Source organism: Massilia agrisoli (assembly GCF_020831365.1).
In the GTDB taxonomy this organism is placed as follows: Bacteria; Pseudomonadota; Gammaproteobacteria; order Burkholderiales; family Burkholderiaceae_D; genus Telluria_A; species Telluria_A agrisoli.
Window position 1 is genome coordinate 1 of record NZ_JAJHPV010000020.1, and the last position, 25,027, is coordinate 25,027.

Here is a 25,027-nt window from a genome sequence, read left to right on the forward strand (position 1 = left end):
CTACATTGCAAGGTCAAGCCTTCAGGGCGGATCCAAGCTGGTCCTCACCTCAGTTAGTAGTAGCTAACCACTAACTCGAACAAGATACAAGGGCGGATAAGCGAAGCGCATCCGCCGAATTGGCATTTACAGCTGCGCGAGCAGTTCGACATCCAGTGCGCGCTCGCCCAGCCACACGACCGCCAGCGCGGCGATTGCCACTGACCCGCCGACCAGCACCACCCTCCGGTAGAACCAGCTCGCCCTGACAACATAAGCGAGCGGCAGGAACGCGGCCACGATGGCGACCTGCCCCAGTTCGACGCCAACGTTAAACCCGACCAGCGCCAATGCCAGCGACCCTTGCGGCAGCCCCAGGTCGGCCAGCACGCTGGCAAAGCCAAACCCGTGAATCAGCCCGAACACAAACGCGGCAACCCAGCGCCTGCCCTGGACGATTGGCACGATGTTGTTGAGCGCAGCGATGACGACCGACGCCGCAATCGCACTTTCGACCCAGCGCGATGGCAGTGAAACCAGTCCCAGCGCGGCCAGGCTCAGTGTCACCGAATGCGCCAGCGTGAATGCGCTGATAATTTTCAGCACATCGATTGCCGCGCTGCGAAAGTCCGGCGCCTTCTCCCAGCCCGCACCCGCGCCGCGCCAGACCAGCACCGCAGGCAGCAGCAGCGACAGCAGGAACAGGATGTGGTCGAAACCGATCCAGATATGCCACACGCCGTGCTTGACGTAGTCGACAAATTCACCCAGCCGGCTTGTCGATGCGCCCGCGACAGCAAACGATTGGACGGGCTGGTCGACCCCGAAAATGGCCGTCATGGTCGCGCCGTTCGCGCTGATCTTCACGAGTCCCTTGTGCTGGGGATCGGTATCGGCGAACAGGCGGTAATCTACGTCGAGCTGTTTCGGCGCCGTGCCGCAAGCGGCCGTAAAGCGCAGCACCGTGTACGCGCCGTCGGTATGCTTGTCGATCAGTTGTTCGCCGGCCGTGACGGGACAGCCAGCGATCGTGAGGCGGGCCAGCGCATAGGCCGCAATGGCCTGGTGCCGCGCGCGGATTTCATCCCATGTCAGCTGGCCATCGCCGTTACCGTCGACACCGATGGCAAATTCGAGGTCGCGCAGGGCGATGTCCCATTGCCCACGGACGGTTTCGCCTTCGACTGCCAGCGCCAGGTAGCTGTCGCTTGGCTTGTGTGCGGACGCGGGCAGGGCCGCGCCGAACATCAGCGCCAGCAAAAACAGCAGGCGGCCGGTCATGACGGCGTCCTCAGGCGCTGGATCAAGCCGGCGATCGCCACGTCCTCGAGCCGGTTCTTCTCAACCCATCGCACTATCGGCTCCGCAGCGGCGCGGTTGCCTGCGGCGAGCGCCGCTTCCAGCACCAGCCGCGTGTCGGCAGGCTCCTTCTGCACCAGCCAGTTCTGTTGTGCGAGGGCCAGCGCCGCTTTCGGATCGCGGCGCAGGTGCAGCGTGTAGCGCGCGTGTTCGCGCTCATGCACGCTGTCGCCGCGCTGAAGTGCCGCGCCGAAGCGGGCGTCAAGCTCCTTCATCGCCGCGCCGAACTGGTCTTTGCTTGCCGGCTGCTGTTGCAGTGCCAGCGCGTAGCGCAACAGCAGTGCGTCGATGCGCTGGTGCTCGCGCAGCAGGCCCGCAGCCTCGCGCGGGCGCTTCTGGTCGAGCAGGAAGTCGGCGTAAGCGCCTAACAGATAGCTGTCGCGCGGGCTGGCGGCAAGTGCGCGGCGGTAGCGGGCTTCTGCGCTTGCGGCGTCGCCTCGCCTGGTCGCCATTTCGGCGAGCAAGGTCAGCACCCACGCCTGTTCCTCGCGCGGCGCGTCGGCGTTGCGCGCGAGCGTTTGCGCGAGCAGCTGTTCGCCGGCGGCGGCGCGGCCGGTGACGCCGGCCACGTTGCCAAGGCAGGCGAAGCTGGCAAGTTGGGACGCCAGCGAGGATAGCCGCGCGCAGCTGGCGGTGGCCCCCTCGTAATCGCCGCGCACGGTCTGCACCGTTGCGCGGGTCAGCCAGGCCTGGGCGTTGGCAGGATCGGCGGCGGTGATCGCGTCGAGGTCCGCCATCGCCTCGGCAAAGTGATGGGTCGACTGCATCAGGGTCGCGCGCAGCAGGCGCACTTCATGCGGGGGCGCCTTGGCATGCCACCACGGCGCAAGCGCGGCCTGTGCGTAGCCGAAGTAGCGCGGATCGGTTTCGCTGCGTCCGATCTCGATGTAGCGGCGCGCCAGCGCGGTCGCCAGTGTTACGTCGTTGGGGGATGAGCGGACCTGCTTGCGCAACCGTCCGATGTCTTGTTGCGCAGGGTCGGAACGGCGCGGCATGGTCTCGATGACCTGCGCGCCGGAAGCCGGCAGGTAGGGCGCTGCCTGGGCGGAAAGCGCGGACAGGCACAGCGCAATGAGCAAGGGTATTTTCATGATATTCAAGCCTGGTGATGAACGAAAAAGCCGGGCCAGGCATGCGCCATGGCCCGGCTTTGACGGGTTACTGCACCGGTTCCGTATTGTCCGGCGCGGTAGCGGCGACGGAGTCGATGGCGACCGGCTCCGCATCCTCAGGCGATGACGCCACCAGCGACTGCACCGCTGCGAAGAACGAGTCAATCATCGACACCGGTGGCGGCGTCGGCGTTGGCGCAGGGGGCGGCGAGCTTTCTGTGTGGCTGCTGCCGCCGCACGCCGTGAGCGTCAGCGCGACTGCGGCTGTGAGTAGGAGCTTTTTCATGGCTTTCTCCTTATTGCTGCGGCGAGCCAGGCAGCGGCGTCTTCAGGTAGGGGAAGCCCGCTGTGAAGAAGGTCTCGTCCAGGTAGGCGCCGTCGGTAAAGCGGATGGTGCCGGCAGGTGCATCGGAAGGTGCGCAGCCCAGGTTCAGCGTGCACAGCTTGCCCATGACAACGCGCAGCGCGATATCGACCACGTCGTCGCCCGGACGGCGGCCGTTAGGGAAGCCTGCGTTATCGCCGTCGATGACGCCGAGGCGCTTTTGCGCGCCCGGTGCGGTCGGCGCGATCGAGGTATTCAGGCGCAGCATCTCCGAAGGCGTCACGGTGGCAGGCTGGTTGACGCCCTTGACGCCGGTGAGGAAGGCGGCAATGAGGTCGTTACGCGGGAAGTTGGTCGGGGCCTTGGCGCCGGCACTGCCGTAGAGGACTTCGATCAGTGCAGGAAGCGTCGGGTTGGTGACGTAGTCGGCAAACTGGCCGTCGGCCGATGGCTTGCTGTGGTTGAACTTGTCCTTGTCCTTCAGGCCGATCACGACTTCATTCACGAGTGGCATGCCGAGGCGCGAGACCTGGGTCCATGCGCCGCCTTCTTTCGATGGCGCGCCGGCGCCCGGGGCAGGGTTGAGCAAGCGGCCCTGGCGCATGCTGGCGGTGGTCCAGCCGCCGATGACCGGGTCGCCGCCCGTGGCGGCGGTCAGGCACGATGCCGCCACTTCCATCTCGATCGAGGTGACGTTTTTGCCGGCCAGGTCGTCGCGCGCGTTACGTTCGGCGTTGGCAAGGAACTCGACCGCAGGGGCCTTGATGTTGATCAGGTCGAAGGTCTCGCCGAGGTTGACCACGAACGGGTCCTTGCGCTGGCCGACGAACATGCGGGCAGGCGTCGAGCAGCCAGGGATGTTGACCGCGTAGACGTGCTTGGCCGCGTAGGCCTGGTAGTCGGGGATCGACTTCTTGCCGATGTTGTCGATCGGCTTGTCGAAGGTGGTGCCGCCGCCGGTGGCGTTGGTGACGGCCGCGCGGGTGCCGGAACGGCGGTCGCCGCGGACCACGGACACGGTGTAGGTCTCGCGCACATTGGTGCCAGCCGCGTTGACCTCGGAGATCGGGCCGCCGTTGATCACCAGCGGGATCGACACTTTTTTGCCGCCGACGGTGAACTGCGCGTCTTTCCCGGTATTGGTGAAGCGGAACTGGAAGGTCAGGTCTTCCTTGGCGTCGCCATTATTGTCGACGTGGATCTCGTACAGCGCGTCCGGGTCCATCTGGAAGTAGTTTGGTCCTGCGACCGGGTCTTGCAGCGGAATGTAGTTGGCGATCAGGGTCACGAACTTGTCGCGGCCGGTTTCATAGCTGCGGAACATGTAGAAGTCGGTGGCATCGATCTTCGGGCTCTTGGTGATAAACGGCGCTTCGCGGTGGCTCGAGGCCATCGCGCCCGGCGCCGCCACGGCGGCCAGCGCTACCCCGGCAAGCATTGCCCGCAAAGACTGCTTCATTATGTGTGACATGGTATCTCCCCCAAAAAAGGTTTATTTGCATATGCAAGGCCTTGTACGGGGGAGCCTGGCGTTCGGATTCATGCTTTTTTGGATTTTTTTTAAGCATGTTGCACGAGGGGGGCACACGATTCGACGGTGCGCCCCCGATAATGTTTCCCAAGTAAAATAAGGATCGCACTTCGAAGGCAAAACGCATGCGCATATCCAAACGAATCGCTTCGGCTTCCCCGCTCGCCACCACCGCGATGCACGGACGTGTCGACCAGATGAAGCTGAACGGTGAAGAGGTCATCGACTTCTCCATCGCCATCTCGCATTTCGCTGCGCCTGAGTCGGTACGCCGGGATGTGGCGGACATGGCCCTCAGGCAGGTGCTGCCCTATACGGCCGTGGGCGGCGCCCATGGCCTGCGCGCCAGGCTAGGCGAAAAGTTGCTAGCTGAAAACGGGATTGATGCTAGCCCTGCGGAAATCATCGTCACGAACGGGGCAAAGCAAGCGCTGTACGAGGCGATGTACGCGATGACCGATCCGGGCGATACGATCATTGTGTTCCGTCCGTATTGGCCGGCCTACCTTGCCACGTCGCGCCTGCTTGGACTTGAGGTCGTGCTGGTGGACCTGCCCGATGTGCTGGCCCGGGATGTGCTCGACGCGCTTCCCCCGGCCCGGCTGCTCATCTTGAACAACCCGCACAATCCGACGGGCAAGGTGTTCACCCGCGACGAGCTCGATGTGCTCGAAGATTGGCTGGCGCGTACCGGTTGCGGCGCCATTGTTGACGAAAGCTATGAAAAACTGTTGTTCGACCGGACTCACCACAGCCTGTCCGGCTCCGCGCACTGGCGCAAGTTGGGCATCGTGACGCTGTTTTCTGCCTCGCAAAGTTACGCCATGATGGGCTGGCGCTGCGGTTTCGCGGTGGGGCCCGCCGAGGTGGTCAGCGCGATGGAAACCCTGCAGGGCCCGATTACCGCCGCGCCATCGGCGCTGACCCAGGCAGCCTGCGAAGCGGCATTCTTCTCAGACGAACCCGGCCATCTGGTGGCCGACTACAGGGCCAGGCGCGACCTGCTCATGGACATGCTCTCGCCCGTCAAGTGGATGAAAGTGCGCAGCCCGGAATCGGGCCCGTATATCTGGGTCGACGTGAGCGCGCTTGGCTGCGATACCGTGCAGTTCGCCGAACGGCTGCTGGCTGAAAAAAAGGTTGCCATCATGCCGGGCGATGCGCTGGGCATGCCGGGCTTTATCCGCATGGGATTCATTTCTGATGACATCGCCACGCTGCGCAAAGGCATCGCTGCCATTGTCGCGTTCGGCAAGCAAATGTCAGAGAGCGGCGGGTAACAAAGTGCCAGCGTTCCGATGGTCCTTCCCAAGCTTTGACCCGGCGCGGCTGAACAGCCTGCGCTGGCGCCTGCTGCTGCTGGTCGGCCTGGCGATTGCGCCAATGGTCGCGATGACGGTGGCCGCCGGCATCCAGGAGCGCCAGAACGCGTTGGCCAACGCGCGACAGAACTTGCAGCGGCTGGCCAACCTTGCCGCGGCGAACGAGGCTCAGTCGCTGCAAGGCGCGCGGCAAATTTTGCGCGACTTGTCCAGCGTATCGGACGTGACTGCCGATCCGGCCAAGTGCAATGAGCTGATGGCGGACATCCTCTCCAAGAACACGATCTACGTCAACTTCGGCCTGATCGAAATGGACGGCAATGTCAGCTGCAGCGCCGTCCCCCTCGCGGCGCCCGTGAACCTGGGCGACCGCCGGCATTTCAAGCGCGCGGTCGCCGAAAGGCGCTTCATCGCCAGCCGCTACGTGTTCGGGCGCGTGATTCAAAAACACACGATCAACCTGACCTACCCGGTCATCAAGCGGGGCAAGGTCGTGGCGGTGCTGTTCGCGGCGATTGACCTCACTGAGCTCGACAGGTTTGTTGCCGATGTCAAGCTGCCGCCAGGTACGCTGATGTGGACACTGGATGACCAGGGAACAGTCATCAGCCGGCGTCCGGATTCTGCCGCCTGGCTGGGAAAGAAGACCACCCCGACGCTGCACCATGTGGCCCTCACGGGGCGTCCGCCCGTGATCGTGCGCGACTTCGACGGCGTCGAACGCCTGTATGCCTCGGCTGGCGTGGGGCAGGGCGACCTGGGCGAGTACCGGGTGCTGATCGGCGTGCCTGAAATCGATTTTCTTGCCGCGGCCGAACGCGACCAGCGTTTCGTGATCCTGGGGCTGGTGACAACGGTGCTGCTTGCCGGGCTTGCCGCCTGGTTCGGCGGCAATATCCTGATCGTGCAACGCATGCGCCGGCTTGCCGTGACCGCAAACCTGATTGCGTCGGGCTCGCTGGCCACGCGCACGGGCATGCGCTACGGGAATGAGGAGATCAGTGAACTGGCCCGTTCGCTCGACGAGATGGCCGCCGCGCTGCAGAAGAAAGACGCGCAGCGCGATCACAGCGAGGCGATGCTGGTGGCGGCCGACCGCCGCAAGGACGAGTTCCTGGCAATGCTGGCGCATGAACTGCGCAATCCGCTGGCGCCGATTTCGGCCGGCGCGGAGATTTTGAAGCGGACCGCCACCGATAATCCATCGATCTCCCAGGCCGCGCTGATCATCGCGCGGCAGGCCGAGCACATGACGCGGCTGATCGACGACCTGCTTGATGTGTCGCGCGTGAATCGCGGCTTCATCGAGCTGCATACCGAAGCGCTTGAACTGGGCGACATCGTCAATGACGCGGTCGAGCAGGTCAGGCCGCTGATCACGCGCAAAACCCAGCAGCTGGCGCTGGACGTCTCGCCTGCCGCATGTCCTGTGCAAGGTGACCGCAAGCGGCTGGTTCAGGTGGTGGCAAATTTGCTCACCAACGCGGCCAAATACACGCCGGTGGGGGGCCGGATCGAGGTCGGCGTGTCGTGCGCGCGAGATGTTGTCAGGCTCACGGTGGCCGACAACGGCATCGGCATGGCGCCTGACCTGCTGGCACGGGCGTTTGACCTTTTCGCGCAGGGCGAGCGGGCGTCGGACCGGTCGGACGGCGGCCTGGGACTGGGCCTGGCGCTGGTGAAGAAACTGGTCGGTTTGCACGGCGGTACGGTTTTCGCCGAGAGCGAGGGGCTGGGGCATGGCAGCACCCTGACGGTTGAATTGCCGCGCATTGCCGTTGATGCCCAGCGGCGTGACGAGGTGCATGCCGCAAGCATCGTGCCCATCGCGGCCGGAGCACGTTGCCTGCTGGTGGATGACAACAAGGATGCCGCGCAGATGCTATCCATGTACCTGGACGCCCATGGGTTCGAGGTGACGGTGGCGTATGGCGGCGAGCAGGGATTGCTGGCCGCGTGCGAGAAGCCGCCGGCGTTCTGCCTGCTCGATATCGGGCTGCCGGATATCGACGGCAACGAGCTGGTGAAAAGGCTGAGGGCGCTGCCTGAGGCGGCGTCAGCCGTGATGATTGCGATCAGCGGGTATGGCAGGGCGGAGGACCGGGAGCGGTCGTTGGCCGCCGGGTTTGATCACTATTTTGTTAAGCCGGTAGATGTTGAGGCGCTGTTGGCGTTGTTGACGTCGAAGGACCAGTGATCGTTGAAAGAACTATTTTTGCAAGCGACCAGCGCCAAAGGAAGAACAGCGTGCGAGCGGCCGCGTCATCGCCCGCGCGGCAGCGCTGGATCAAGCGCCCGACCTGTGGAAGATCGAGCGCACCGGTTGCTTCATTAAACTCATGGAACATTGACTCAGGCCCACCGGCGATGCTTGCCAGCCAGGTGGAAAAGTTCTGGTGGTCGAAACAGCGGTAATGCGGGCGGACAAGTGCGGTCGCGTAATCGTAAGCATGCGTCAATTGCCTGCGCAAGCGCGAGGCACCGATGCGTACACCGGTGTTCGAATCCGGGTAGCGACCGAGTTGACTGTTCGTCCGTGCAAGAAGATGGGCCACAAACCGGTTCGTCGTTTTTTGCTGCGGACGGACACGCAATATCAGGTCGATCAAGGGTGGGTAGGCGAACGGGAACGCGATAGGCGTGCTTTGCCGCCACATCTGGCCGCTCGACTTCACCACTTTCCCGATAAACTCATCAATGTAAAACATCTGGAGTACGCCAGCCGTGTCGAGCCCGCGCGCGTACTGCTTCACCTTATCGCTGAGGTGCTGCCGAGCAAAGTCGCCGATCCGTGATTGATAGGTTTCGTTGAATCCACTTTTGCGCAGCTGATAGGTTTTCCCGAAGCGCTGCCACAGCTGATCCGTGAGTGCTTCTCCTTTTTTCGACGCAGTCGCGGCATCGAAGGGATATTGATGCATCTGTCCAATCTTGTAGAGTTCGCCAAAAGCCCCGTGCAAAAGGATGCCACCGGGCTCCAGCTTTTGGCGCAGCCATAAGGCTTCAACTTCTGACGACAGGCTCATGCCCTGTGTAGCTTTGCTGCACTGAAGCATCAGTGCAGGCAGCTGATCAACAAAACTGTTGTCCAGTGGCCGAACGACGTGGGGAACGCCGCATCTGGCCGCCATATCGCTGGCATAGGACAAGGCGCGGCTGCCCGCGATACCGGTACTGTATGCCGTCGTTTCTTTTCCCAAGTGCAGGCTTGCGGCGAGCAGGCAACGCGAATCGGCACCGCCAGATAAGGTTATACGTACAGGGGTGGATCCCACGGCAAGTTCCACGCCCTCCAGATACAGGTCTACCAGCGCGTCTTTCACTTGGTCGAAATGTAGATCGGCATTTGCAAGCAGGGTCGCCGGATGCCAGGTCTTGCGTGTTTGCAAAGATAAGGTGTCGAGGTCGATCGTCAGTTCGACGCCCCCGCCCAGCGCTTCAACGGCGCTCAACGGTGTCCGGCGATCATACGGCACGTTGAATGCCAGAAAATCGCTCAGCGCTTCGTAGTTGCTTGCGGGCTTTCCGTTGAGCTGGTTTGCTATGTGGTGGAATTCAAAGCCAAGGTAGAGCCGGGTGTCCTCGCGCGCGATATACAGCGGATACAGGCCGAAGCGGTCGTTCAGGATCGTTAATGTGCGTGTGCGGAGGTTATGGCGCAGCACGACGAACTGGCCGAACAGGTCCGAGACGTTGGAAGTGTTAACGGCCGGTGGGGGGATCGGCTGGGCATAGGTCCCGGCGAGATAGCAAGCGACATCGGGGTCATCTGTTGGGCAATAGGCAAATGCGTCGTGTCCGCGGACCAGGACAACTTCTTTAAGCCCTTTAAAAGTTATTCCCGAAATGGAGTCCACAGCTGGCTTAAGGCGACTTTAATAGATCGCGCCGCCCGGCTGAGTCGACACAAGTGTGCCCTTCATGGCCGAGATTGCGTAGTTAACGGTGGATCCGTATCCCGCCCAGTTGCCCAGGTCGAACGATCCTCCGCCTGATAGCCGCTGGACGCCGACGTTTTCGTAGGTCAGTGGCGTTTTCGGCGCGCACACTTGCGGCAGGCCGACCGACCGAAGGAAGTACACGGACCCGAGGCCAACCCGCACAGCCTGGGCATTCTCGACGAGCAGCGCGGTCTCGACATCGATACCGATGCCGAGTGCTGAACTCGTCCACCCGTCGTTGACGACACGTGCCATGAACGTGATCAGGCGTCCCATCCGGTCGCGCGAGTCAAGGTGCGAATCGGTGATTGCCCTGGCCAATGGTGGCAAGGCCAGGAAATCGCGGTCGAGCGTGACGTTTTTATCGTAGGGATTGGCGAGCGCGGCCGCGGACGTCACCGACTGGTTCATGCCGGAGTAGATGAATTGTCCGAGCACGGCAAGGCCAGCGCTGGTGCCCCCCAGCGGAACGTTGCGGTTCGCCAGTTCCTGCAGGGCGCTTTCGAGCGGGGTGTCTTTCCAGTATTTCAGGTAGTCGCTTTGGTCTCCACCGGCGATAAACAGTGCGTCCGCGCCGCGGATGCGGCGCAGCACGAATGGGTCGCTTGCTGCCGTCCGGCCTGAGATCACGATGGTTTCGACTGAGCGCACGCCTCCCATCGCCAGGATATACGGATTGTAGGCGTCCGTTCCGCTGGCACGGATGACGACGAAGTTTCCGCCGCCACCCTTGCTGATCATCCATTTGAAGGCGGCGTCGACGTCGGGACCACCGCCCATCAGGACAAGTGCTGGATTGGCGGGCCGGGGCAGGGCGACGTCGGTGGTGTCGCCTACCGCGTAATACCTGTAGGGCTTTTCGGCATGGGCCAGCTGTGCAGCGCAGAGGGCGAGGGAAACCATTCCGAGCCGCCAGCTGCGGGAGATGAGCTGGCGAGCGGGTGTTAATGATTTCATGGACGTCCTCCTTGCGGGCAGCGTGGATGGGTCAGCGTTGTTGAATTATTAATTGAACAGCGTACTACAAAGATGGGGTGGGTTGGAGGTTGCGACGCAACACTTGTGGGGGATTTAATGGCGGCGTTGAAGGGCGGAAAGATTTTGGTGGAGTGAAATCGCCTTCGGCGATTTGAAGGAAAGGCGGGGGAGGCGAAGAGCAAGAAATCGCTTTCGCGATTTCCCTTTAGTCAGACGAATCGGAGAGCCTTGCGCTTGCAAGCGCAAGTCGCTCCGGCGGCGCCGAGCGGTGCTCGACGAAACCCCGCCTACGCCCCGCGGACGCGGGTTCGCTTCCCGCCGCCTGTTGGCGCAGACGAAAAAAAACCGCCGAAGGCGGTTTTTTAGCAAGCGGTGGTGGAGGCGGCGGGAATCGAACCCGCGTCCGCAAGCACTCTACAGACAGTTCTACATACTTAGCACTGCCATTTAATTTAACCCTGACAACGCGGACGTGCACGCTGTGCCAAGGCGAGTTACCTATTATTTAGTCTGAGGCTAAGTAACCCAACATCAGACGAGTCCCTGTAAATGACTCTAGAGCTTTTGACGGCCCACCCCAGGGACGAGGTGTTCTAGAGCTAGCAGCAATTAAGCTGCGAGTGCGTACGAGTTATCGTTTGCAGTTATTGATTTCTGGATGTATTTACGAGGTAACCAGTCCTCGGTATGCCCTGTTCTGCTTTGCAACCCACGTCGAAACCAGGTCGCCCCCAAACAGTTCGTATTGTAGCAAACTCCGGGCCCGCGCGCCGGTTTGCTACAGAGACTTACAAAGTTCCGCAAGCCCCATTGATCGCAGACAATGCTGTCATTCTGTAAATAATTAAGCTTCAACGCTGGCGCGCTGGCTGAAGCGAATTTTTCGCTTGCACGGGGCCCAGCGGGAGAAGCGATGAACTGCATTGTGTGCGGAAGCATGACGTCCAGCGGCGTGGCGCCGTGGCATACCACCTGCCGCTACTGCGATTACGAGAGCGCCGCCCTGGCGCCGCGCATCAATGACCTGGCCTCGCATGCGCAGCTCAATGAGCGCGACCGCGAAACGGCTTTGCGCGCACTGCGCGTCGAGAACTTCCAGGCGATCGTCGAGGAGGCTATCCATTTCGCGCAGCCGGGGGCGAGGTCGATGCTCGATGTCGGTTGCGCGCATGGCTGGTTCCTGGAAGCGGCGCGCGGGCATTTCGTGGTGCTCGGGATCGAACCGGATGCGGCGCTGAGCGAGCACGCGCTGGCGAAAGGGCTGCCGGTGCGCGCAGGTTATTTTCCGGATGCGCTGGAGGAGGGGGAGTGCTTCGACATCATCGTGTTTAACGATGTGATCGAACATATACCGGACATTCACGCAGCACTGGCCGCATGCCGCGAGCGGCTTGCGCCAGAGGGGCTGCTGATACTGAACCTGCCCAGCAGCCGCGGTTTCTTCTACAAGGTGGCGTCGTTGCTGGCGCGGCTGGGCATGCGCGGCCCCTTCGAGCGCTTGTGGCAGAAGGGACTGCCGTCACCGCATGTCCATTATTTCAACCACCGTAACCTCAGCCGGCTGGTGAGCAAGAACGGATTCTTCCCGGTGCACTTCTTCGAGCTGCCTGCCTTGCGCGTGCGCGGACTGATGGAGCGGCTGCGCTTTACCGGGCAGTCCAACCGGGCGATCCTGTGGGCCCAGTACGTGGCCATCGTGTGCGCCATTCCGGTACTGAGCATGTTCCCGAGCGATGCCGTGGTCTGCATGTTCCGCAAACGCTGACCGGCATCGCGCGGCCGCAGCTTAGCGGTTGGCTGTGCGGTTCTGGATCTCGTTGCCGATCATGCCGCCGCCGATGATGCCCGCCAGCGTGGCCAGCTTCTTGCCGTTGCCGCCGCCGACCTGGTTGCCGAGCAGCCCGCCGATGACTGCACCGGCGCCGATGCCGACATAGTTAGGCTGCCTTGGCGCTGGCTGCACCGCAGGCGCCTGGTAGGTCGGCGCATCGTTCTGCACCACGTGGTGGTGGTGAACTTCCTTCGGCTGCGGACGTGGGCGTGGCTTTGGTTTTGGCTTCGGCTTTGGCGCCGGTTCTTCTTCGTACACCGCGAGGCGCAGCGGCGCGGCTGGCTTGACTGCCACTGGCAGTGGCGCCGGTGCGGCTGCCACAGGGGCGGCGTAGTACGCAACCGGCATCGCGTTTGCTGGCAGCGGCATGCCGCTAGCCTGGACCATCGGCGCGGCTGCGGCGACTGGCGCATCGGCCTTGGAGGTTGGCAGCAGGCCGGTAATGGCCGCGGTGCCGGCGATGCTGACGGTGATGACGGACAGTGCCGCCGCTGCCATCAGCGGGTGAATGCGAGTCGCGGTTTTGATTGATTCCATGGTCTGCTCCTGTGACGTTTGTTTGTCGTGCAGGAGTAGATTAAGGGCGTTGCCTGTTCAGGGATAGACGCTGGGCTGTATCAATCGTAAGGATGTGTAAGCCACATCCGTCGCTCCCGCGCATGCGGGAGCCCATGCAGCGGATCAGGCCACCAGCGCGTTCATCTGCGCGGCGGTAGCTGCCTGGATCGCACGCAGCAGGTCGTGCGGGGTTGCGACCAGGTAGTCGGCGCCCCAGCCCAACGGCTCTTCCGCGCCGCAGTAGCCCCACGCGCACGCTACCGTCACCATGCCGGCTGCACGGCCGGCTTCGATGTCGCGCAGGTCGTCGCCGACATACCAGCACTGTTCCGGCGCGATGCCAAGGCGCTGCGCGCCTTCGAACAGCGGGGCAGGGTGCGGCTTCGAGTGTGGCGTGGTGTCGCCCGAGACGACGCAGCCAGCATGGGCAAGGCCGATCTGCGGAATCAGCGGATCGGTAAAGCGCGCAGGCTTGTTGGTGACAACACCCCACGCAATGCCTGCCGCATTGAGGCCTTCGATCAGTTCAGGCACGCCGTCAAAGAGGCTACTGTGCACCGCCATCGCAGACTGGTAGCGGTCGAACCATTCGAGGCGCAGCGTTTCGTAGCCCTCGTCGGCCGGCGTCAGGCCGAAGGCCGCGCCGATCATGCCGCGCGCTCCGGCCGAAGCGGTCGGGCGCAGGATGGCGTAGGGCGTCGGCTCCATGCCGCGCACCATGCGCAGGTGGTTGACCGCCGCCGCCAGGTCGGGCGCGGTGTCGGCCAGTGTGCCATCGAGGTCGAACAGAATGGCACGCGGTGCCTGCATAGGAATGGTGCGGGTCATGGGATAAAAGCGGTGTGATTTTTACAGCGGACGGCTGCAGGCAACCATGTAGTTAACGTCGGTGTCCTGGTTCAGCGCGTAGATCTTGGTGAGCGGGTTGTAGGTGAGGCCCTTGAAGGCGTCCACATTCAGCCCGGCTTCGCGCACGAACTGCGACAGTTCCGCAGGCGTGATGAATTTGGCATAGTCGTGCGTGCCCTTCGGGAGCATGCGCAACAGGTACTCGGCGCCGACCACGGCAAACAGGTAAGCCTTTGGATTGCGGTTCAATGTAGATAAGAACACATGGCCGCCCGGTTTGACCAGCGTGGCAGCGGCGCGCACGATCGATGCGGGGTCCGGCACGTGCTCCAGCATCTCCATGCAGGTGACAACGTCGTACTGCCCCGGCTCTTGCGCGGCCATCTCTTCGGCCGCGATGTGCTTGTAGCGCACGCTCACTTCCGATTCAAGGCTGTGCAGGTCGGCGACCTTCAGCGCCTTTTCCGACAGGTCGATACCGGTGACGTCGGCGCCTTTGCGGGCCATCGATTCGGCCAGGATGCCGCCGCCGCAGCCGATGTCCATGACTTTCTTGCCTGCCAGGGGCGCGCGCGCGTTGATCCATTCGAGACGCAAGGGGTTGATCTCGTGGAGCGGGCGGAACTCGGACGTCGGGTCCCACCAGCGGTGGGCCAGTTCGCTGAACTTCTGGATTTCGTGTGGATCTGCATTCATAGCGGGAATAATAGCGGGAAAATTGCGCACACGACGGACGCGTGCATAAAAAAACCCCGCCGCAGCGGGGTTCGGTAAAGCGCGCAGCGCTTATTTGGTGGTGGTGCGGGTACCCACAACTTCGATCTCTACGCGGCGGTTCTTGGCGCGGCCGGCGGAGGTCTTGTTGTCGGCAACTGGCTGCTTCTCGCCCTTGCCTTCGGTGTAGATGCGGTTCGCATCGATGCCCTTGCCACGCAGGTAGGTCTTGACCGCTTCAGCACGGCGGATCGCCAGCTTCTCGTTGTAAGCGTCGGTGCCGATCGAGTCGGTGTGGCCTACAGCGATGATGACTTCCAGGTTCATGCCTTCGAGCTTGGTGGTCAGTTCGTCCAGCGATGCCTTGCCGGCTGGCTTGAGCACTGCCTTGTCGAAGTCGAAGAACGCGTCAGCGGCGTACGACACTTTTTCGGTGGTCGGTACTGGCGCCGGCGCTGGCGCTGGAGCAGGTGCTGGCTCGGCTGGCGGCGGTGCTGGTGGCGGCGGCGGTGCGACGCACTTGCCGTTTTCGAGCTTTTCCGGCTCGACGCAGATCGGCAGGTCGCAGCCTGGCACCGCATCGGCAGGCGTCCAGTAGCCGGTGCGCCAGCACAGGCCGAACGGGTTGCGCGTGATGACGCCGCGGGAATCCTGAACGTATGCGCTGTATGGGGTCTTGGCCTGGATGTCGGTGGTGAGTGGCGCGAACGGAGGCGAGGACTGCGCGAATGCGCTGCCCGCAATCGCTACACAGGCCGCAAGCATGAGCGTAATTTTCTTCATTTCTGGTCTTCCTTTCGGGGGTGGTCTCCGCAGCTAGACTGCGCAACTGTTCGTTTAGATTGCGAAACAGGCAATTAACTTCTCAACCATTTTGCCACATGAGCACAAATAGCACGAATAGCGTTAAATCAAAGCCCGGCGCAATTGCCAGGCACGTTGTTTTCGTGCAACATATTGCCTAGGCGGCATAATTTTCCCTTGCGTATTGCAGAAATGCTCACGCCAGGCCGTCGGGAAGGAATTGCGCTGCCGCTATACGGCGCATGCTAAAATCCCTCTCTTGTCTGCCGGTCGTTTTGCTGGCCGCGTTGCGGCGCTCAAAGCACCCGGCAGGTCGTTCCGTGCAGTTTTGCGTATACCTATAAACAAAGCCTGAGAGCAGTCGACCCGCCAATGGATCAATTCGCCAAAGAAACAATCCCTATTTCCCTCGAAGAAGAGATGCGCAAGAGCTACCTCGATTACGCCATGAGCGTGATCGTTGGCCGAGCCTTGCCGGATGTGCGCGACGGCCTCAAGCCGGTGCACCGCCGGGTCTTGTTCGCCATGCACGAGATGAACAACGTCCACAACCGCCCGTACGTCAAGTGCGCGCGCGTGGTCGGCGAGACGATGGGTAAGTACCACCCGCACGGCGACGCGTCGATTTACGACACGCTGGTGCGTATGGCGCAGGACTTCTCGCTGCGCTACACGCTGGTCGACGGCCAGGGCAACTTCGGTTCCATCGACGGCGACAGCGCCGCGGCAATGCGTTACACCGAGTGCCGCCTCGACAAGATCGCCAGCGAAGTGCTGGCCGATATCGACAAGGACACCGTCGATTTCCAGCCTAACTACGACGGCAAGGAAAAAGAGCCGACCGTCCTGCCAACCCGCATTCCTAACCTGCTGATCAATGGCTCGTCGGGTATCGCGGTCGGCATGGCGACCAACATCCCTCCGCACAACCTGTCGGAAGTGATCAAGGGCGCGCTGCACGTACTGAACAACCCTGACTGCTCGATCGATGAACTGATCGAACTGATTCCGGCGCCTGACTTCCCGACCGCCGGCATCATCTACGGCGTTTCGGGTGTGCGCGACGGCTACCGCACCGGCCGTGGCCGCGTTGTCATGCGCGCCAAGACCCACTTCGAAGAGTACGGCAAGGACGGCGGCCGCATCGCGATCATCGTCGATGAGCTGCCGTACCAGGTCAACAAGAAGTCGCTGCTCGAGCGTATCGCCGAGAACGTGCGCGACAAGAAGCTCGAAGGCATCTCCGACATCCGCGACGAGTCCGACAAGTCGGGCATGCGCGTGGTGATTGAACTCAAGCGCGGCGAAGTGCCTGAGGTTGTGCTGAACAACCTGTACAAGCAGACCCAGTTGCAAGACACCTTCGGCATGAACATGGTGGCGCTGGTCGACGGCCAGCCAAAGCTGCTGAACCTCAAGCAGATGCTGGTGTGCTTCCTGCAGCACCGCCGCGAAGTGGTCACGCGCCGCACCGTGTTCGACCTGCGCAAAGCGCGCGAACGCGGCCACATGCTCGAAGGCCTGGCAGTCGCGCTGGCGAACATCGACGACTTCATCGCCATCATCAAGGCCGCGCCGACGCCGCCGATCGCGAAGACCGAACTGATGCAGCGCGCCTGGGACTCGTCCCTGGTGCGCGAAATGCTGAGCCGTACCGAAACCGGCGCCGCCGGCGGCATCGAGGCGTTCCGCCCTGAGCACCTGCCGAAGCACTACGGCATGCAGCAGGACGGCCTGTACAAGCTGTCGGACGAACAGGCGCAGGAAATCCTGCAGATGCGCCTGCAGCGCCTGACCGGCCTTGAGCAGGACAAGATCGTCAACGAGTACAAAGAAGTCATGGCGCACATCGCCGACCTGCTGGACATCCTGGCGCGTCCGGAGCGCGTCACCGCGATCATCACCGACGAAATGGGCCAGGTCGTCAACGAATACACGGCCAACGGCAAGGATGCGCGCCGCTCCGCAATCGAGCACAACGCAACCGACCTGGAAACCGAAGACCTGATCACGCCGCAGGACATGGTCGTGACCTTGTCGCACACCGGCTACATGAAGTCGACGCCGATTACCGAGTACCGCGCGCAGAAGCGTGGTGGCCGCGGCAAGCAGGCGATGATGACCAAGGACGAGGACTGGATCGACCAGCTGTTCATCGCGAACACGCACGATTACATCCTGTGCTTCTCGAACCGCGGCCGCATGTACTGGCTGAAGGTATGGGAAGTGCCACAAGGCTCGCGCAACTCGCGCGGCAAGCCGATCGTCAACATGTTCCCGCTGCAGGACAACGAGAAGATCACCGTGGTGCTGCCGCTGTCTGGCGAAAACCGCACCTTCCCTGAAGACCACTACGTGTTCATGTCGACCAGCCTCGGCACCGTCAAGAAGACCCCGCTGAAGGACTTCTCCAATCCACGCAAGGCCGGCATCATCGCGGTCGACCTGGACGACGGCGACTTCCTGATCGGCGCTGCGCTCACCGATGGCAAGCATGACGTGATGCTGTTCTCCGACGCCGGCAAGGCAGTGCGCTTCGACGAGAACGACGTGCGTCCGATGGGCCGTACCGCGCGCGGCGTGCGCGGCATGAACCTGGAAGACGGCCAGAACGTGATCGCGCTGCTGGTGGCGGAAAACGAGCAGCAGTCCGTGCTGACGGCAACCGAAAACGGCTACGGCAAGCGTACTCCGATTCTTGAATACACCCGCCATGGCCGCGGCACCAAGGGCATGATCGCGATCCAGACCAGCGAGCGTAACGGCAAAGTCGTCGCCGCGACCCTGGTCGAGCCAACCGACGAGATCATGCTGATCACGACCGGCGGCGTGCTGATCCGCACCCGTGTCGCCGAGATCCGCGAGATGGGCCGCGCAACCCAGGGCGTGACCCTGATTGCGGTGGAAGACGGCACCAAGCTGTCCGGCCTGCAGCGCGTGGTGGAGACTGACCTGGAAGAAGTCGAACTGGCGCCGGCAGATGGCAATGGTTCGGTCGACGCCGCCGATTCGGCTGATTCGTCCGACGCCGCAGAATAAGACTGCGACCTGAGAAGGCCAGGCCGTTTTCACCGGAAGGTGAGGGCGTCTGGCCTTTTTTATTGGCCGAAAAACCGTCGTTCCCGCTTTCGCGGGAACGACGGCTATAAATGACGATGTCGGCGGCAGTCTGCATTTCATGCGAAAATCTACCTGTTCAACCCACAGAGGACCGTCAGTGACCCAGATCTTCAACTTCTCCGCCGGCCCGGCCGTCCTGCCGAAGGAAGTACTCCAGCAAGCCGCCGACGAAATGCTGAACTGGCATGGCAGCGGAATGTCGGTGATGGAGATGAGTCACCGCGGACCCGAGTTCATCTCGATCTACCAGGAAGCTGTGCGCGACCTGCGTGAGCTGCTGAACGTCCCGGCCAACTACCGCATCCTGTTCCTGCAGGGCGGCGGACTGGCGCAAAATGCCGTCATCCCGATGAACATGGTCGGGCGCAGCGCGCAGCCGGCGACTATCGACTTCGTCCACACCGGCAGCTGGTCGGGCAAGTCGATCAAGGAAGCGGCGCGCTACGCCAACGTCAACGTCGCCGCATCCGCCGAAGCCGGCAAATTCACTGCGGTGCCGCCGCAGGAAAGCTGGAAGCTGTCGCGCGACGCCGCCTACCTGCACGTCTGCACCAACGAAACCATCGACGGGGTCGAGTTCAATTTCGTGCCGACGGTGCAGGGCGATACGCCAATCGTGGCCGACATGTCCTCGCACATCTTGTCGCGCGTGATCGATGTGTCCCAGTACGGCGTCATCTTCGCCGGCGCGCAAAAGAATATCGGCCCGGCCGGCCTGACGCTGGCGATCGTGCGCGAAGACCTGATCGGCCACGCGCTGCCGATCTGCCCGTCCGCGTTCGACTGGAAGCTGGTGGCCGATGCCGACTCAATGTACAACACGCCGCCTACCTACGGCATCTATATCGCGGGCCTGGTGTTCGCGTACCTGAAGCGCCAGGGCGGGGTGGCCGAGATCGAAAAGCGTAACATCGCCAAAGCCGAGCTGCTGTACGCTGCGCTCGACGCCGACGACTTTTACCAGAACCGGGTGGCGAAGGACTGCCGCTCGCGCATGAACGTGCCGTTCAACCTGCGCGACGAATCACTGAACGAGACATTCCTGGCCGGCGCCAAAGCGCGCGGGCTGCTGCAACTGAAGGGCCACAAGTCCGTCGGCGGTATGCGGGCATCGATCTACAACGCGATGTCGATCGACGGGGTGCAATCCCTGGTCGATTATTTGAACGAGTTCGCCGGCCGCTGAGGCGACCCCAGAACGTCGTTCCCGTGCAAACGGGAACCCATGCTGAGCATGCGAAGGATGGTTTCCCGCATTCGCGGGAACGACGGCATAGAGAGACGATACCGTAGCATACGATGACAGACAAACTAAAACCACTCCGCGAGCAGATCGACGCCCTCGACGTGCAGATCCTCGACCTGCTGTCGCGCCGGGCGCGGCTCGCGCAGGACGTCGGCCACGTCAAGGCAGAAACCAACGCCCCTGTATTCCGCCCAGAGCGCGAAGCGCAGGTGCTGCGCGGCGTCGCCGAGCGCAATCCGGGGCCGCTGAAAGACCCGGAAATCCAGACCATCTTCCGTGAGATCATGTCGGCCTGCCGCTCGCTCGAACGGCGCGTCACGGTGGCCTACCTCGGCCCCGCTGGCACCTTCAGCGAGCAGGCCGTGTACCAGCAGTTCGGCCGCGCCGTCGAAGGCCTGCCATGCGTGTCGATCGATGAAGTGTTCCGCGCCACCGAAGCAGGCACCGCCGATTTCGGCGTGGTCCCGGTCGAGAATTCTTCCGAAGGCGCGATTAACCGCACGCTCGACCTGATGCTGGCGACCACCACCGTCATCAGCGGCGAAGTCGCCATCGCGGTCCAGCACAGCCTGATGACCCGCACCGGCAACATGGATGGCGTCACGGTCGTTTGCGCCCACTCGCAGGCGCTGGCGCAGTGCCAGGCCTGGCTTAACCTGCACCATCCGAACCTCGAACGGCGCGCCGTGGCGTCGAACGCGGAAGCGGCCGTCATGGCCAGCAAAGATCCTTCGATCGCCGCCATCGCCAGCGAAATGGCAGGGCAGCAGTACGGCCTTGCCGTCGTTGCCGGCCATATCCAGGATGATCCGCACAACCGCACCCGCTTCGCCGTCATCGGCCACCTGCACACCAACCCGTCCGGCCACGACCAGACCTCGCTGGTGCTGGCCGTGCCGAACAAGGCGGGCGCCGTGTACAACCTGCTGGCGCCGCTGGCGACGCACGGCGTGTCGATGACGCGCTTCGAATCGCGCCCGGCGCGGATCGGCACCTGGGAGTACTACTTCTATGTCGACATCGAAGGCCACGAGCAGGACCCTGCCGTCGCCCGCGCGCTGGTTGAACTGAAAGATAACGCTGCATTCTTCAAAGTGCTGGGATCGTACCCGCTCAGCCTCTAACCACTTTTCATCGAGATTTACATGTCCAAGCATTTCGGTCCAGATTACGTACGCGCCATCGCTCCCTACCAGGCAGGCAAGCCAATCGCGGAAGTCGCGCGCGAGTTCGGCCTCGACGAGGCAAACATCGTCAAGCTCGCATCGAACGAAAACCCGTTCGGCGTGCCGGAGTCGAGCAGGAAGGCGATGGCCGAAGCCGTCGCCGACCTCGGACGTTACCCGGATGCGAACGGCTTCGACCTGAAGGCTGCACTGGCCAAGCGCTACGACGTGCCTGCCGACTGGATCACGCTGGGCAACGGCAGCAACGACATCCTCGAAATCGCCGCCCACGCCTTCGTGCAAAAGGGCCAGGCCGTGGTCTACTCGCAGTACTCGTTCGCCGTGTACGCGCTGGCGACGCAAGGCGTCGGCGCGCGCGCCATCGTCGTGCCTGCGGCTGAATATGGCCACGACCTCGACGCGATGGCCGCCGCCATCGACGCCGACACCAAGCTGGTCTTCATCGCAAACCCGAACAACCCGACCGGCACCTTTATCCCGGCCGCGCAGATCGAAGCGTTCCTGGACAAGGTGCCTGAAACGGTCATCGTTGTGCTCGACGAGGCCTACAACGAATTCCTCGCGCCCGAACACCAGTTCGAATCCGCGCAGTGGGTGCGCAAGTATCCGAACCTGGTGGTGTCGCGCACCTTCAGCAAGGCCTACGGCCTGGCCGGCCTGCGCGTCGGCTTCGCGATTGCGCAGCCAGCGGTCACCGACCTGATGAACCGTATCCGCCAGCCGTTCAACGTCAACTCGCTGGCCCAGGCCGCCGCGATCGCGGCGCTGAACGACACCGCTTTCCTGGAAGAGGGCGCGCGCAATAACGCCGCCGGCTACCAGCAGTTTGTCGAAGCGTTCGATGAACTCGGCCTCGAATACGTGCCGTCGTTCGGTAACTTCGTGCTGGTGCGCGTGGGCGACGACGACCAGGCTGGCGCGCGCGTCAACCTGGCGCTGCTCAAGCAGGGCGTCATTGTGCGCCCGGTCGGCAACTACGGCCTGCCACAGTGGCTGCGCATTTCCATCGGCCTGCCGAAGGAAAACGCCGTCTTCATCGCGGCGCTCAAGCAGGCGCTGGGCTGACGTGTCGGGCAAGGTCGTCATCTTCGGCGTTGGCCTGATTGGCGGCTCGTTCGCACGGGCCCTCAAAGGCGCGGGCGCGGCGGGGACGATCGTCGGCGTGGGCCGCTCGCCTGTCGCGATGGCGCGCGCCCTTGAGCTTGGCATCGTTGATGAAGTCGCCCAGTCGCCCGCGGAAGCGATGCGCGGGGCAGACCTGGTGTTGATCGCGGCGCCAGTCGCGCAGACCGGTGCGATCCTCGCATCGATCCTGCCGCACCTGGAGCCGGGAACGGTCGTCACCGACGCCGGCAGCACCAAGTCCGACGTCGTGCAGGCCGCGCGCGAGGCGCTGGGCGGCCGGATCGGGCAGTTCGTGCCCGGCCACCCGATTGCCGGCCGCGAGACCAACGGCCCGGACGCAGCCATTCCCGACCTCTACATCGGCAAGAAGGTCGTCCTGACGCCGCTGCCGGAAAATGCGCCTGCCGACGTCGAAAGAGTCGCAGCCGCATGGGGCGCATGCGGCGCGGTGATCCACAAGCTGTCAGCAAGCGAGCATGACAAGGTGTTCGCCGCGGTCAGCCACCTGCCTCACCTGCTGGCCTACGCGCTGGTGGACGACATCGCCAATAAACCCCACGCAAAGCAGCTGTTCCAGTACGCGGCCAGTGGCTTTCGCGACTTCACCCGGATTGCCGGCTCGTCGCCTGAAATGTGGCGCGACATCAGCCTGGCCAACCGGGAAGCCCTGCTGGGCGAGCTTGACGCATATCTGGCACAATTGACCGGACTGCGCGCAATGCTGGCCGCAAACGACGGCGCCGCGCTGGAATCGGTATACGCCAACGCGCAGCACGCGCGCCGCGAATGGATCGAAGCCATCGAAGCCGCCGAAGCGCCGGCTGACCACGACAGCGCAGAATAACCCCCAAGGAACCTTGCATGACGCAGCAGAAGCAATACCCGCATTTCACCGACCTCGAACCTGTCATGCACGTGGAAGGCGTGGTGCGGCTGCCGGGATCGAAGAGCATTTCCAACCGCACCTTGCTGCTGGCCGCGCTGGCGGAAGGCGCCACCACCATCCATGACCTGCTGGCGTCCGACGACACCCTGGTGATGCTTGGCGCGCTGCGCTCGCTGGGCATCCGCTGGGAGCAAATCGACGAGCGCACCCACATCGTGCACGGCCAGGGCGGCACGCTGCCCGTGCACGAAGCAGACCTCTTCATGGGTAACGCGGGCACCGCGATCCGCCCGCTGACGGCGGCGCTTGCCGTCATCGGCGGCGACTACACGCTGCACGGCGTCTCGCGCATGCACGAGCGCCCGATCGGCGACCTGGTCGACGCGCTGAACGCGGTCGGCGCGCAGATTGAATACACCGGCGTCGAAGGCTTCCCGCCGCTGCGCATCCGCCGCGGCCATATCCACGCACAGCAGCGCATGAGCGTGCGCGGCGACGTGTCGAGCCAGTTCCTGACGGCGCTGCTGATGTCCGCGCCGCTGATGGCGAAGGAACACCCGGTTGTCATCGACGTCGAGGGCGAGCTCATTTCGAAGCCGTACATCGAGATCACCCTGAACCTGATGCGCCGCTTCGGCGTGACGGTGGAGCAGGACGGCTGGCAGTCGTTCACCGTGCAGCCGGGCCAGCGCTACGCCAGCCCTGGCAGCATCCACGTCGAGGGCGACGCTTCGTCGGCCTCCTACTTCCTGGCAGCTGGCGCGATTGCCGGCGGGCCGGTGCGGGTCGAGGGCGTGGGGCGCGACAGCATCCAGGGCGACGTGCGCTTTGCCGATGCGCTGGAGATGATGGGCGCGACCATCACCCGTGGCGACAACTGGATCGAGTCGACGTCGAATGGCGTGCTGACGGCGATCGACGCCGACTTCAACCACATTCCCGACGCGGCGATGACGCTTGCGGTCGCTGCGCTATACGCCGAAGGCACCACCACCTTGCGTAACATCGCCAGCTGGCGGGTCAAGGAAACCGACCGCCTGTCCGCGATGGCGACCGAGCTGCGCAAGCTGGGCGCGACGGTGGAGGAGGGGCCGGACTACATCAGCGTCACGCCGCCGGCCGAAATCCAGCCGGCCAGCATCGACACCTACGACGACCACCGCATGGCGATGTGCTTCTCGCTGGCGACCCTGGACGGCAAGGCGCGGCGCGGCAACCGGATGCGCATCATGGACCCGAAATGCGTCGCCAAGACTTTCCCTGATTATTTCGAGGCCTTCGCCGGCATCGCGCGCAACGAGCTGTTCTGAGCGTACGCCCCTGCAGCACATAACCAATAAAAGACCATGCCAAACTCGCATATTCCCGTCATCACCATCGACGGCCCGACCGCATCGGGCAAGGGCACGGTGGCCCACAAGGTCGCCGACAAGCTGGGCTTCCACTTCCTCGATTCGGGGTCGCTGTACCGCCTGACCGCCTTGACGGCGCTGCGCCGCGGGGCCGACCTGCGCGACGAGCACGCCATCGCCAAGCTGGCCGAGCACCTGCCGGTCAGTTTCGCCGGCGGCGAAATCTTGCTGGCCCACGAAAACGTCACCCAGGCGATCCGCGCCGAAGAAGTTGGCAACCTGGCATCGCAGATCGCCGCCTTGCCGACCGTGCGCCAGGCGCTGTACGCGCTGCAACTGGGTTTCCGCAAGGCCCCCGGCCTGGTGGCGGACGGGCGCGATATGGGCACGGTGATCTTCCCCAATGCCCAGCTCAAAGTGTTCCTCACCGCAAGTGTTGAAGCAAGGGCACAACGCCGATATAAGCAATTGATTGACAAGGGGTTTTCTGCTAACATGGAAGACCTCCTGTCAGATTTGCAGGCGCGCGACGACCGTGATACTCACCGGGCGATCGCCCCGCTGGTACCGGCAGAAGGTGCGCATTTCCTCGATACATCCAATATGACGGCTGACCAAGCCATCGAACAGGTGTTGAAATGGTATGCACAACTGAAGTAACAGGCTGCTTTCTGGGCCTATAAGGTGCCCGGCTCCGGCATGTGTCGGGGACGGGTGTTGTTTTAACTTAACCCAGTTCAGGTCGCATTTGTGACGATCCTGCTGGCTAACTCTATTAATCCTATGTCTACTGCAACAACTGAAGCAA

The 25,027-nt window shown here is 63.0% G+C and carries 20 protein-coding genes and 1 other RNA gene; 10 read left to right on the forward strand and 11 right to left on the reverse strand.

Annotation, left to right across the window (positions count from 1 at the left end):
* Window positions 1–126 precede the first annotated feature (126 nt).
* From LMJ30_RS16615 to LMJ30_RS16630, 4 genes are all read right to left on the reverse strand, one after another.
* Window positions 127–1,260, reverse strand: a complete 1,134-nt coding sequence (locus tag LMJ30_RS16615) for a HupE/UreJ family protein (protein WP_229433525.1) — start codon at window positions 1,258–1,260, stop codon at window positions 127–129.
* Window positions 1,257–2,429 (reverse strand): tetratricopeptide repeat protein, encoded by a 1,173-nt coding sequence (locus LMJ30_RS16620; RefSeq protein WP_229433527.1) that lies wholly within the window; start codon window positions 2,427–2,429, stop codon window positions 1,257–1,259. The genes LMJ30_RS16615 and LMJ30_RS16620 overlap by 4 nt, the downstream gene beginning before the upstream one ends.
* A 67-nt stretch (window positions 2,430–2,496) precedes the next feature.
* On the reverse strand, window positions 2,497–2,736 hold the full coding sequence (locus tag LMJ30_RS16625) for a hypothetical protein (RefSeq protein ID WP_229433528.1): 240 nt from the start codon (window positions 2,734–2,736) through the stop codon (window positions 2,497–2,499).
* A 10-nt stretch (window positions 2,737–2,746) separates the two neighbouring features.
* Window positions 2,747–4,246, reverse strand: a complete 1,500-nt coding sequence (locus LMJ30_RS16630) for a DUF4331 domain-containing protein (RefSeq protein ID WP_371873035.1) — start codon at window positions 4,244–4,246, stop codon at window positions 2,747–2,749.
* A gap of 185 nt (window positions 4,247–4,431) precedes the next feature.
* Between LMJ30_RS16630 and LMJ30_RS16635 the strand changes: the two genes are divergently transcribed.
* Window positions 4,432–5,586, forward strand: coding sequence for a pyridoxal phosphate-dependent aminotransferase (locus LMJ30_RS16635; protein ID WP_229433530.1), 1,155 nt, complete (start codon window positions 4,432–4,434; stop codon window positions 5,584–5,586).
* 4 nt (window positions 5,587–5,590) lie between these two features.
* The gene (locus LMJ30_RS16640; RefSeq protein ID WP_229433532.1) at window positions 5,591–7,825 is read left to right on the forward strand and encodes an ATP-binding protein; all 2,235 of its coding nucleotides are present in this window, start codon (window positions 5,591–5,593) and stop codon (window positions 7,823–7,825) included.
* Here the strand turns inward: LMJ30_RS16640 and LMJ30_RS16645 are convergent.
* The 3 genes from LMJ30_RS16645 to ssrA all read right to left on the reverse strand — a co-directional run bounded on the left by LMJ30_RS16645 (window position 7,770) and on the right by ssrA (window position 11,280).
* The gene (locus tag LMJ30_RS16645) at window positions 7,770–9,485 is read right to left on the reverse strand and encodes an asparagine synthase-related protein (protein WP_229433534.1); all 1,716 of its coding nucleotides are present in this window, start codon (window positions 9,483–9,485) and stop codon (window positions 7,770–7,772) included. The genes LMJ30_RS16640 and LMJ30_RS16645 overlap by 56 nt on opposite strands.
* An 18-nt stretch (window positions 9,486–9,503) precedes the next feature.
* Window positions 9,504–10,472: a cyanophycinase gene (locus LMJ30_RS16650; RefSeq protein ID WP_229433536.1), complete on the reverse strand. Its 969-nt coding sequence runs from the start codon at window positions 10,470–10,472 to the stop codon at window positions 9,504–9,506.
* Window positions 10,473–10,920: 448 nt separating this feature from the next.
* Window positions 10,921–11,280, reverse strand: a transfer-messenger RNA (tmRNA) gene (gene ssrA, locus LMJ30_RS16655).
* Window positions 11,281–11,460: 180 nt separating this feature from the next.
* On the opposite strand from ssrA, the gene LMJ30_RS16660 reads away from it, so the two are divergent.
* Entirely contained in the window at window positions 11,461–12,312 is an 852-nt protein-coding gene (locus LMJ30_RS16660; RefSeq protein WP_229433537.1) for a class I SAM-dependent methyltransferase, read from the forward strand.
* Window positions 12,313–12,333: 21 nt separating this feature from the next.
* On the opposite strand, the gene LMJ30_RS16665 is transcribed toward LMJ30_RS16660, so the two are convergent.
* The 4 genes from LMJ30_RS16665 to ompA form a co-directional block, all read right to left on the reverse strand.
* The gene (locus tag LMJ30_RS16665; protein ID WP_229433539.1) at window positions 12,334–12,915 is read right to left on the reverse strand and encodes a glycine zipper 2TM domain-containing protein; all 582 of its coding nucleotides are present in this window, start codon (window positions 12,913–12,915) and stop codon (window positions 12,334–12,336) included.
* A 144-nt stretch (window positions 12,916–13,059) separates the two neighbouring features.
* Complete coding sequence (locus LMJ30_RS16670) at window positions 13,060–13,746, reverse strand: HAD family hydrolase (RefSeq protein ID WP_371873037.1); 687 nt, start codon at window positions 13,744–13,746, stop codon at window positions 13,060–13,062.
* 39 nt (window positions 13,747–13,785) lie between these two features.
* On the reverse strand, window positions 13,786–14,481 hold the full coding sequence (ubiG, locus tag LMJ30_RS16675) for a bifunctional 2-polyprenyl-6-hydroxyphenol methylase/3-demethylubiquinol 3-O-methyltransferase UbiG (protein ID WP_229433543.1): 696 nt from the start codon (window positions 14,479–14,481) through the stop codon (window positions 13,786–13,788).
* Between the two features lie 90 nt (window positions 14,482–14,571).
* Window positions 14,572–15,282 (reverse strand): outer membrane protein OmpA, encoded by a 711-nt coding sequence (ompA, locus tag LMJ30_RS16680; protein WP_229433545.1) that lies wholly within the window; start codon window positions 15,280–15,282, stop codon window positions 14,572–14,574.
* Window positions 15,283–15,675: 393 nt separating this feature from the next.
* On the opposite strand from ompA, the gene gyrA reads away from it, so the two are divergent.
* From gyrA to cmk, 7 genes are all read left to right on the forward strand, one after another.
* Window positions 15,676–18,342, forward strand: a complete 2,667-nt coding sequence (gene gyrA / locus LMJ30_RS16685; RefSeq protein ID WP_229433547.1) for a DNA gyrase subunit A — start codon at window positions 15,676–15,678, stop codon at window positions 18,340–18,342.
* Between the two features lie 178 nt (window positions 18,343–18,520).
* On the forward strand, window positions 18,521–19,609 hold the full coding sequence (serC, locus tag LMJ30_RS16690) for a 3-phosphoserine/phosphohydroxythreonine transaminase (protein ID WP_229433549.1): 1,089 nt from the start codon (window positions 18,521–18,523) through the stop codon (window positions 19,607–19,609).
* A gap of 113 nt (window positions 19,610–19,722) precedes the next feature.
* Window positions 19,723–20,793 (forward strand): prephenate dehydratase, encoded by a 1,071-nt coding sequence (gene pheA / locus LMJ30_RS16695; protein WP_229433551.1) that lies wholly within the window; start codon window positions 19,723–19,725, stop codon window positions 20,791–20,793.
* 21 nt (window positions 20,794–20,814) lie between these two features.
* On the forward strand, window positions 20,815–21,921 hold the full coding sequence (hisC, locus tag LMJ30_RS16700) for a histidinol-phosphate transaminase (RefSeq protein ID WP_229433553.1): 1,107 nt from the start codon (window positions 20,815–20,817) through the stop codon (window positions 21,919–21,921).
* A 1-nt stretch (window position 21,922) separates the two neighbouring features.
* Window positions 21,923–22,825 carry a prephenate dehydrogenase gene (locus tag LMJ30_RS16705; protein ID WP_229433555.1) on the forward strand — a complete coding sequence of 301 codons (903 nt, stop codon included), beginning with the start codon at window positions 21,923–21,925 and terminating at the stop codon, window positions 22,823–22,825.
* A 17-nt stretch (window positions 22,826–22,842) separates the two neighbouring features.
* A complete protein-coding gene (aroA, locus tag LMJ30_RS16710) occupies window positions 22,843–24,177 on the forward strand; it encodes a 3-phosphoshikimate 1-carboxyvinyltransferase (RefSeq protein WP_229433557.1) in 1,335 nt (444 codons plus the stop codon).
* A 36-nt stretch (window positions 24,178–24,213) separates the two neighbouring features.
* On the forward strand, window positions 24,214–24,879 hold the full coding sequence (cmk, locus tag LMJ30_RS16715) for a (d)CMP kinase (protein WP_229433559.1): 666 nt from the start codon (window positions 24,214–24,216) through the stop codon (window positions 24,877–24,879).
* The last annotated feature ends 148 nt before the right edge of the window (window positions 24,880–25,027 follow it).

Bases quoted from the DNA above. Each gene is read 5' to 3' on its own strand.
- LMJ30_RS16615 (WP_229433525.1), bottom strand. From the start codon at position 1,260: ATGACCGGCCGCCTGCTGTTTTTGCTGGCGCTGATGTTCGGCGCGGCC.
- LMJ30_RS16620 (WP_229433527.1), bottom strand. From the start codon at position 2,429: ATGAAAATACCCTTGCTCATTGCGCTGTGCCTGTCCGCGCTTTCCGCC.
- LMJ30_RS16625 (WP_229433528.1), bottom strand. From the start codon at position 2,736: ATGAAAAAGCTCCTACTCACAGCCGCAGTCGCGCTGACGCTCACGGCG.
- LMJ30_RS16630 (WP_371873035.1), bottom strand. From the start codon at position 4,246: ATGTCACACATAATGAAGCAGTCTTTGCGGGCAATGCTTGCCGGGGTA.
- LMJ30_RS16635 (WP_229433530.1), top strand. From the start codon at position 4,432: ATGCGCATATCCAAACGAATCGCTTCGGCTTCCCCGCTCGCCACCACC.
- LMJ30_RS16650 (WP_229433536.1), bottom strand. From the start codon at position 10,472: ATGGTTTCCCTCGCCCTCTGCGCTGCACAGCTGGCCCATGCCGAAAAG.
- LMJ30_RS16660 (WP_229433537.1), top strand. From the start codon at position 11,461: ATGAACTGCATTGTGTGCGGAAGCATGACGTCCAGCGGCGTGGCGCCG.
- LMJ30_RS16665 (WP_229433539.1), bottom strand. From the start codon at position 12,915: ATGGAATCAATCAAAACCGCGACTCGCATTCACCCGCTGATGGCAGCG.
- LMJ30_RS16670 (WP_371873037.1), bottom strand. From the start codon at position 13,746: ATGCAGGCACCGCGTGCCATTCTGTTCGACCTCGATGGCACACTGGCC.
- ubiG (WP_229433543.1), bottom strand. From the start codon at position 14,481: ATGAATGCAGATCCACACGAAATCCAGAAGTTCAGCGAACTGGCCCAC.
- ompA (WP_229433545.1), bottom strand. From the start codon at position 15,282: ATGAAGAAAATTACGCTCATGCTTGCGGCCTGTGTAGCGATTGCGGGC.
- gyrA (WP_229433547.1), top strand. From the start codon at position 15,676: ATGGATCAATTCGCCAAAGAAACAATCCCTATTTCCCTCGAAGAAGAG.
- pheA (WP_229433551.1), top strand. From the start codon at position 19,723: ATGACAGACAAACTAAAACCACTCCGCGAGCAGATCGACGCCCTCGAC.
- hisC (WP_229433553.1), top strand. From the start codon at position 20,815: ATGTCCAAGCATTTCGGTCCAGATTACGTACGCGCCATCGCTCCCTAC.
- aroA (WP_229433557.1), top strand. From the start codon at position 22,843: ATGACGCAGCAGAAGCAATACCCGCATTTCACCGACCTCGAACCTGTC.
- cmk (WP_229433559.1), top strand. From the start codon at position 24,214: ATGCCAAACTCGCATATTCCCGTCATCACCATCGACGGCCCGACCGCA.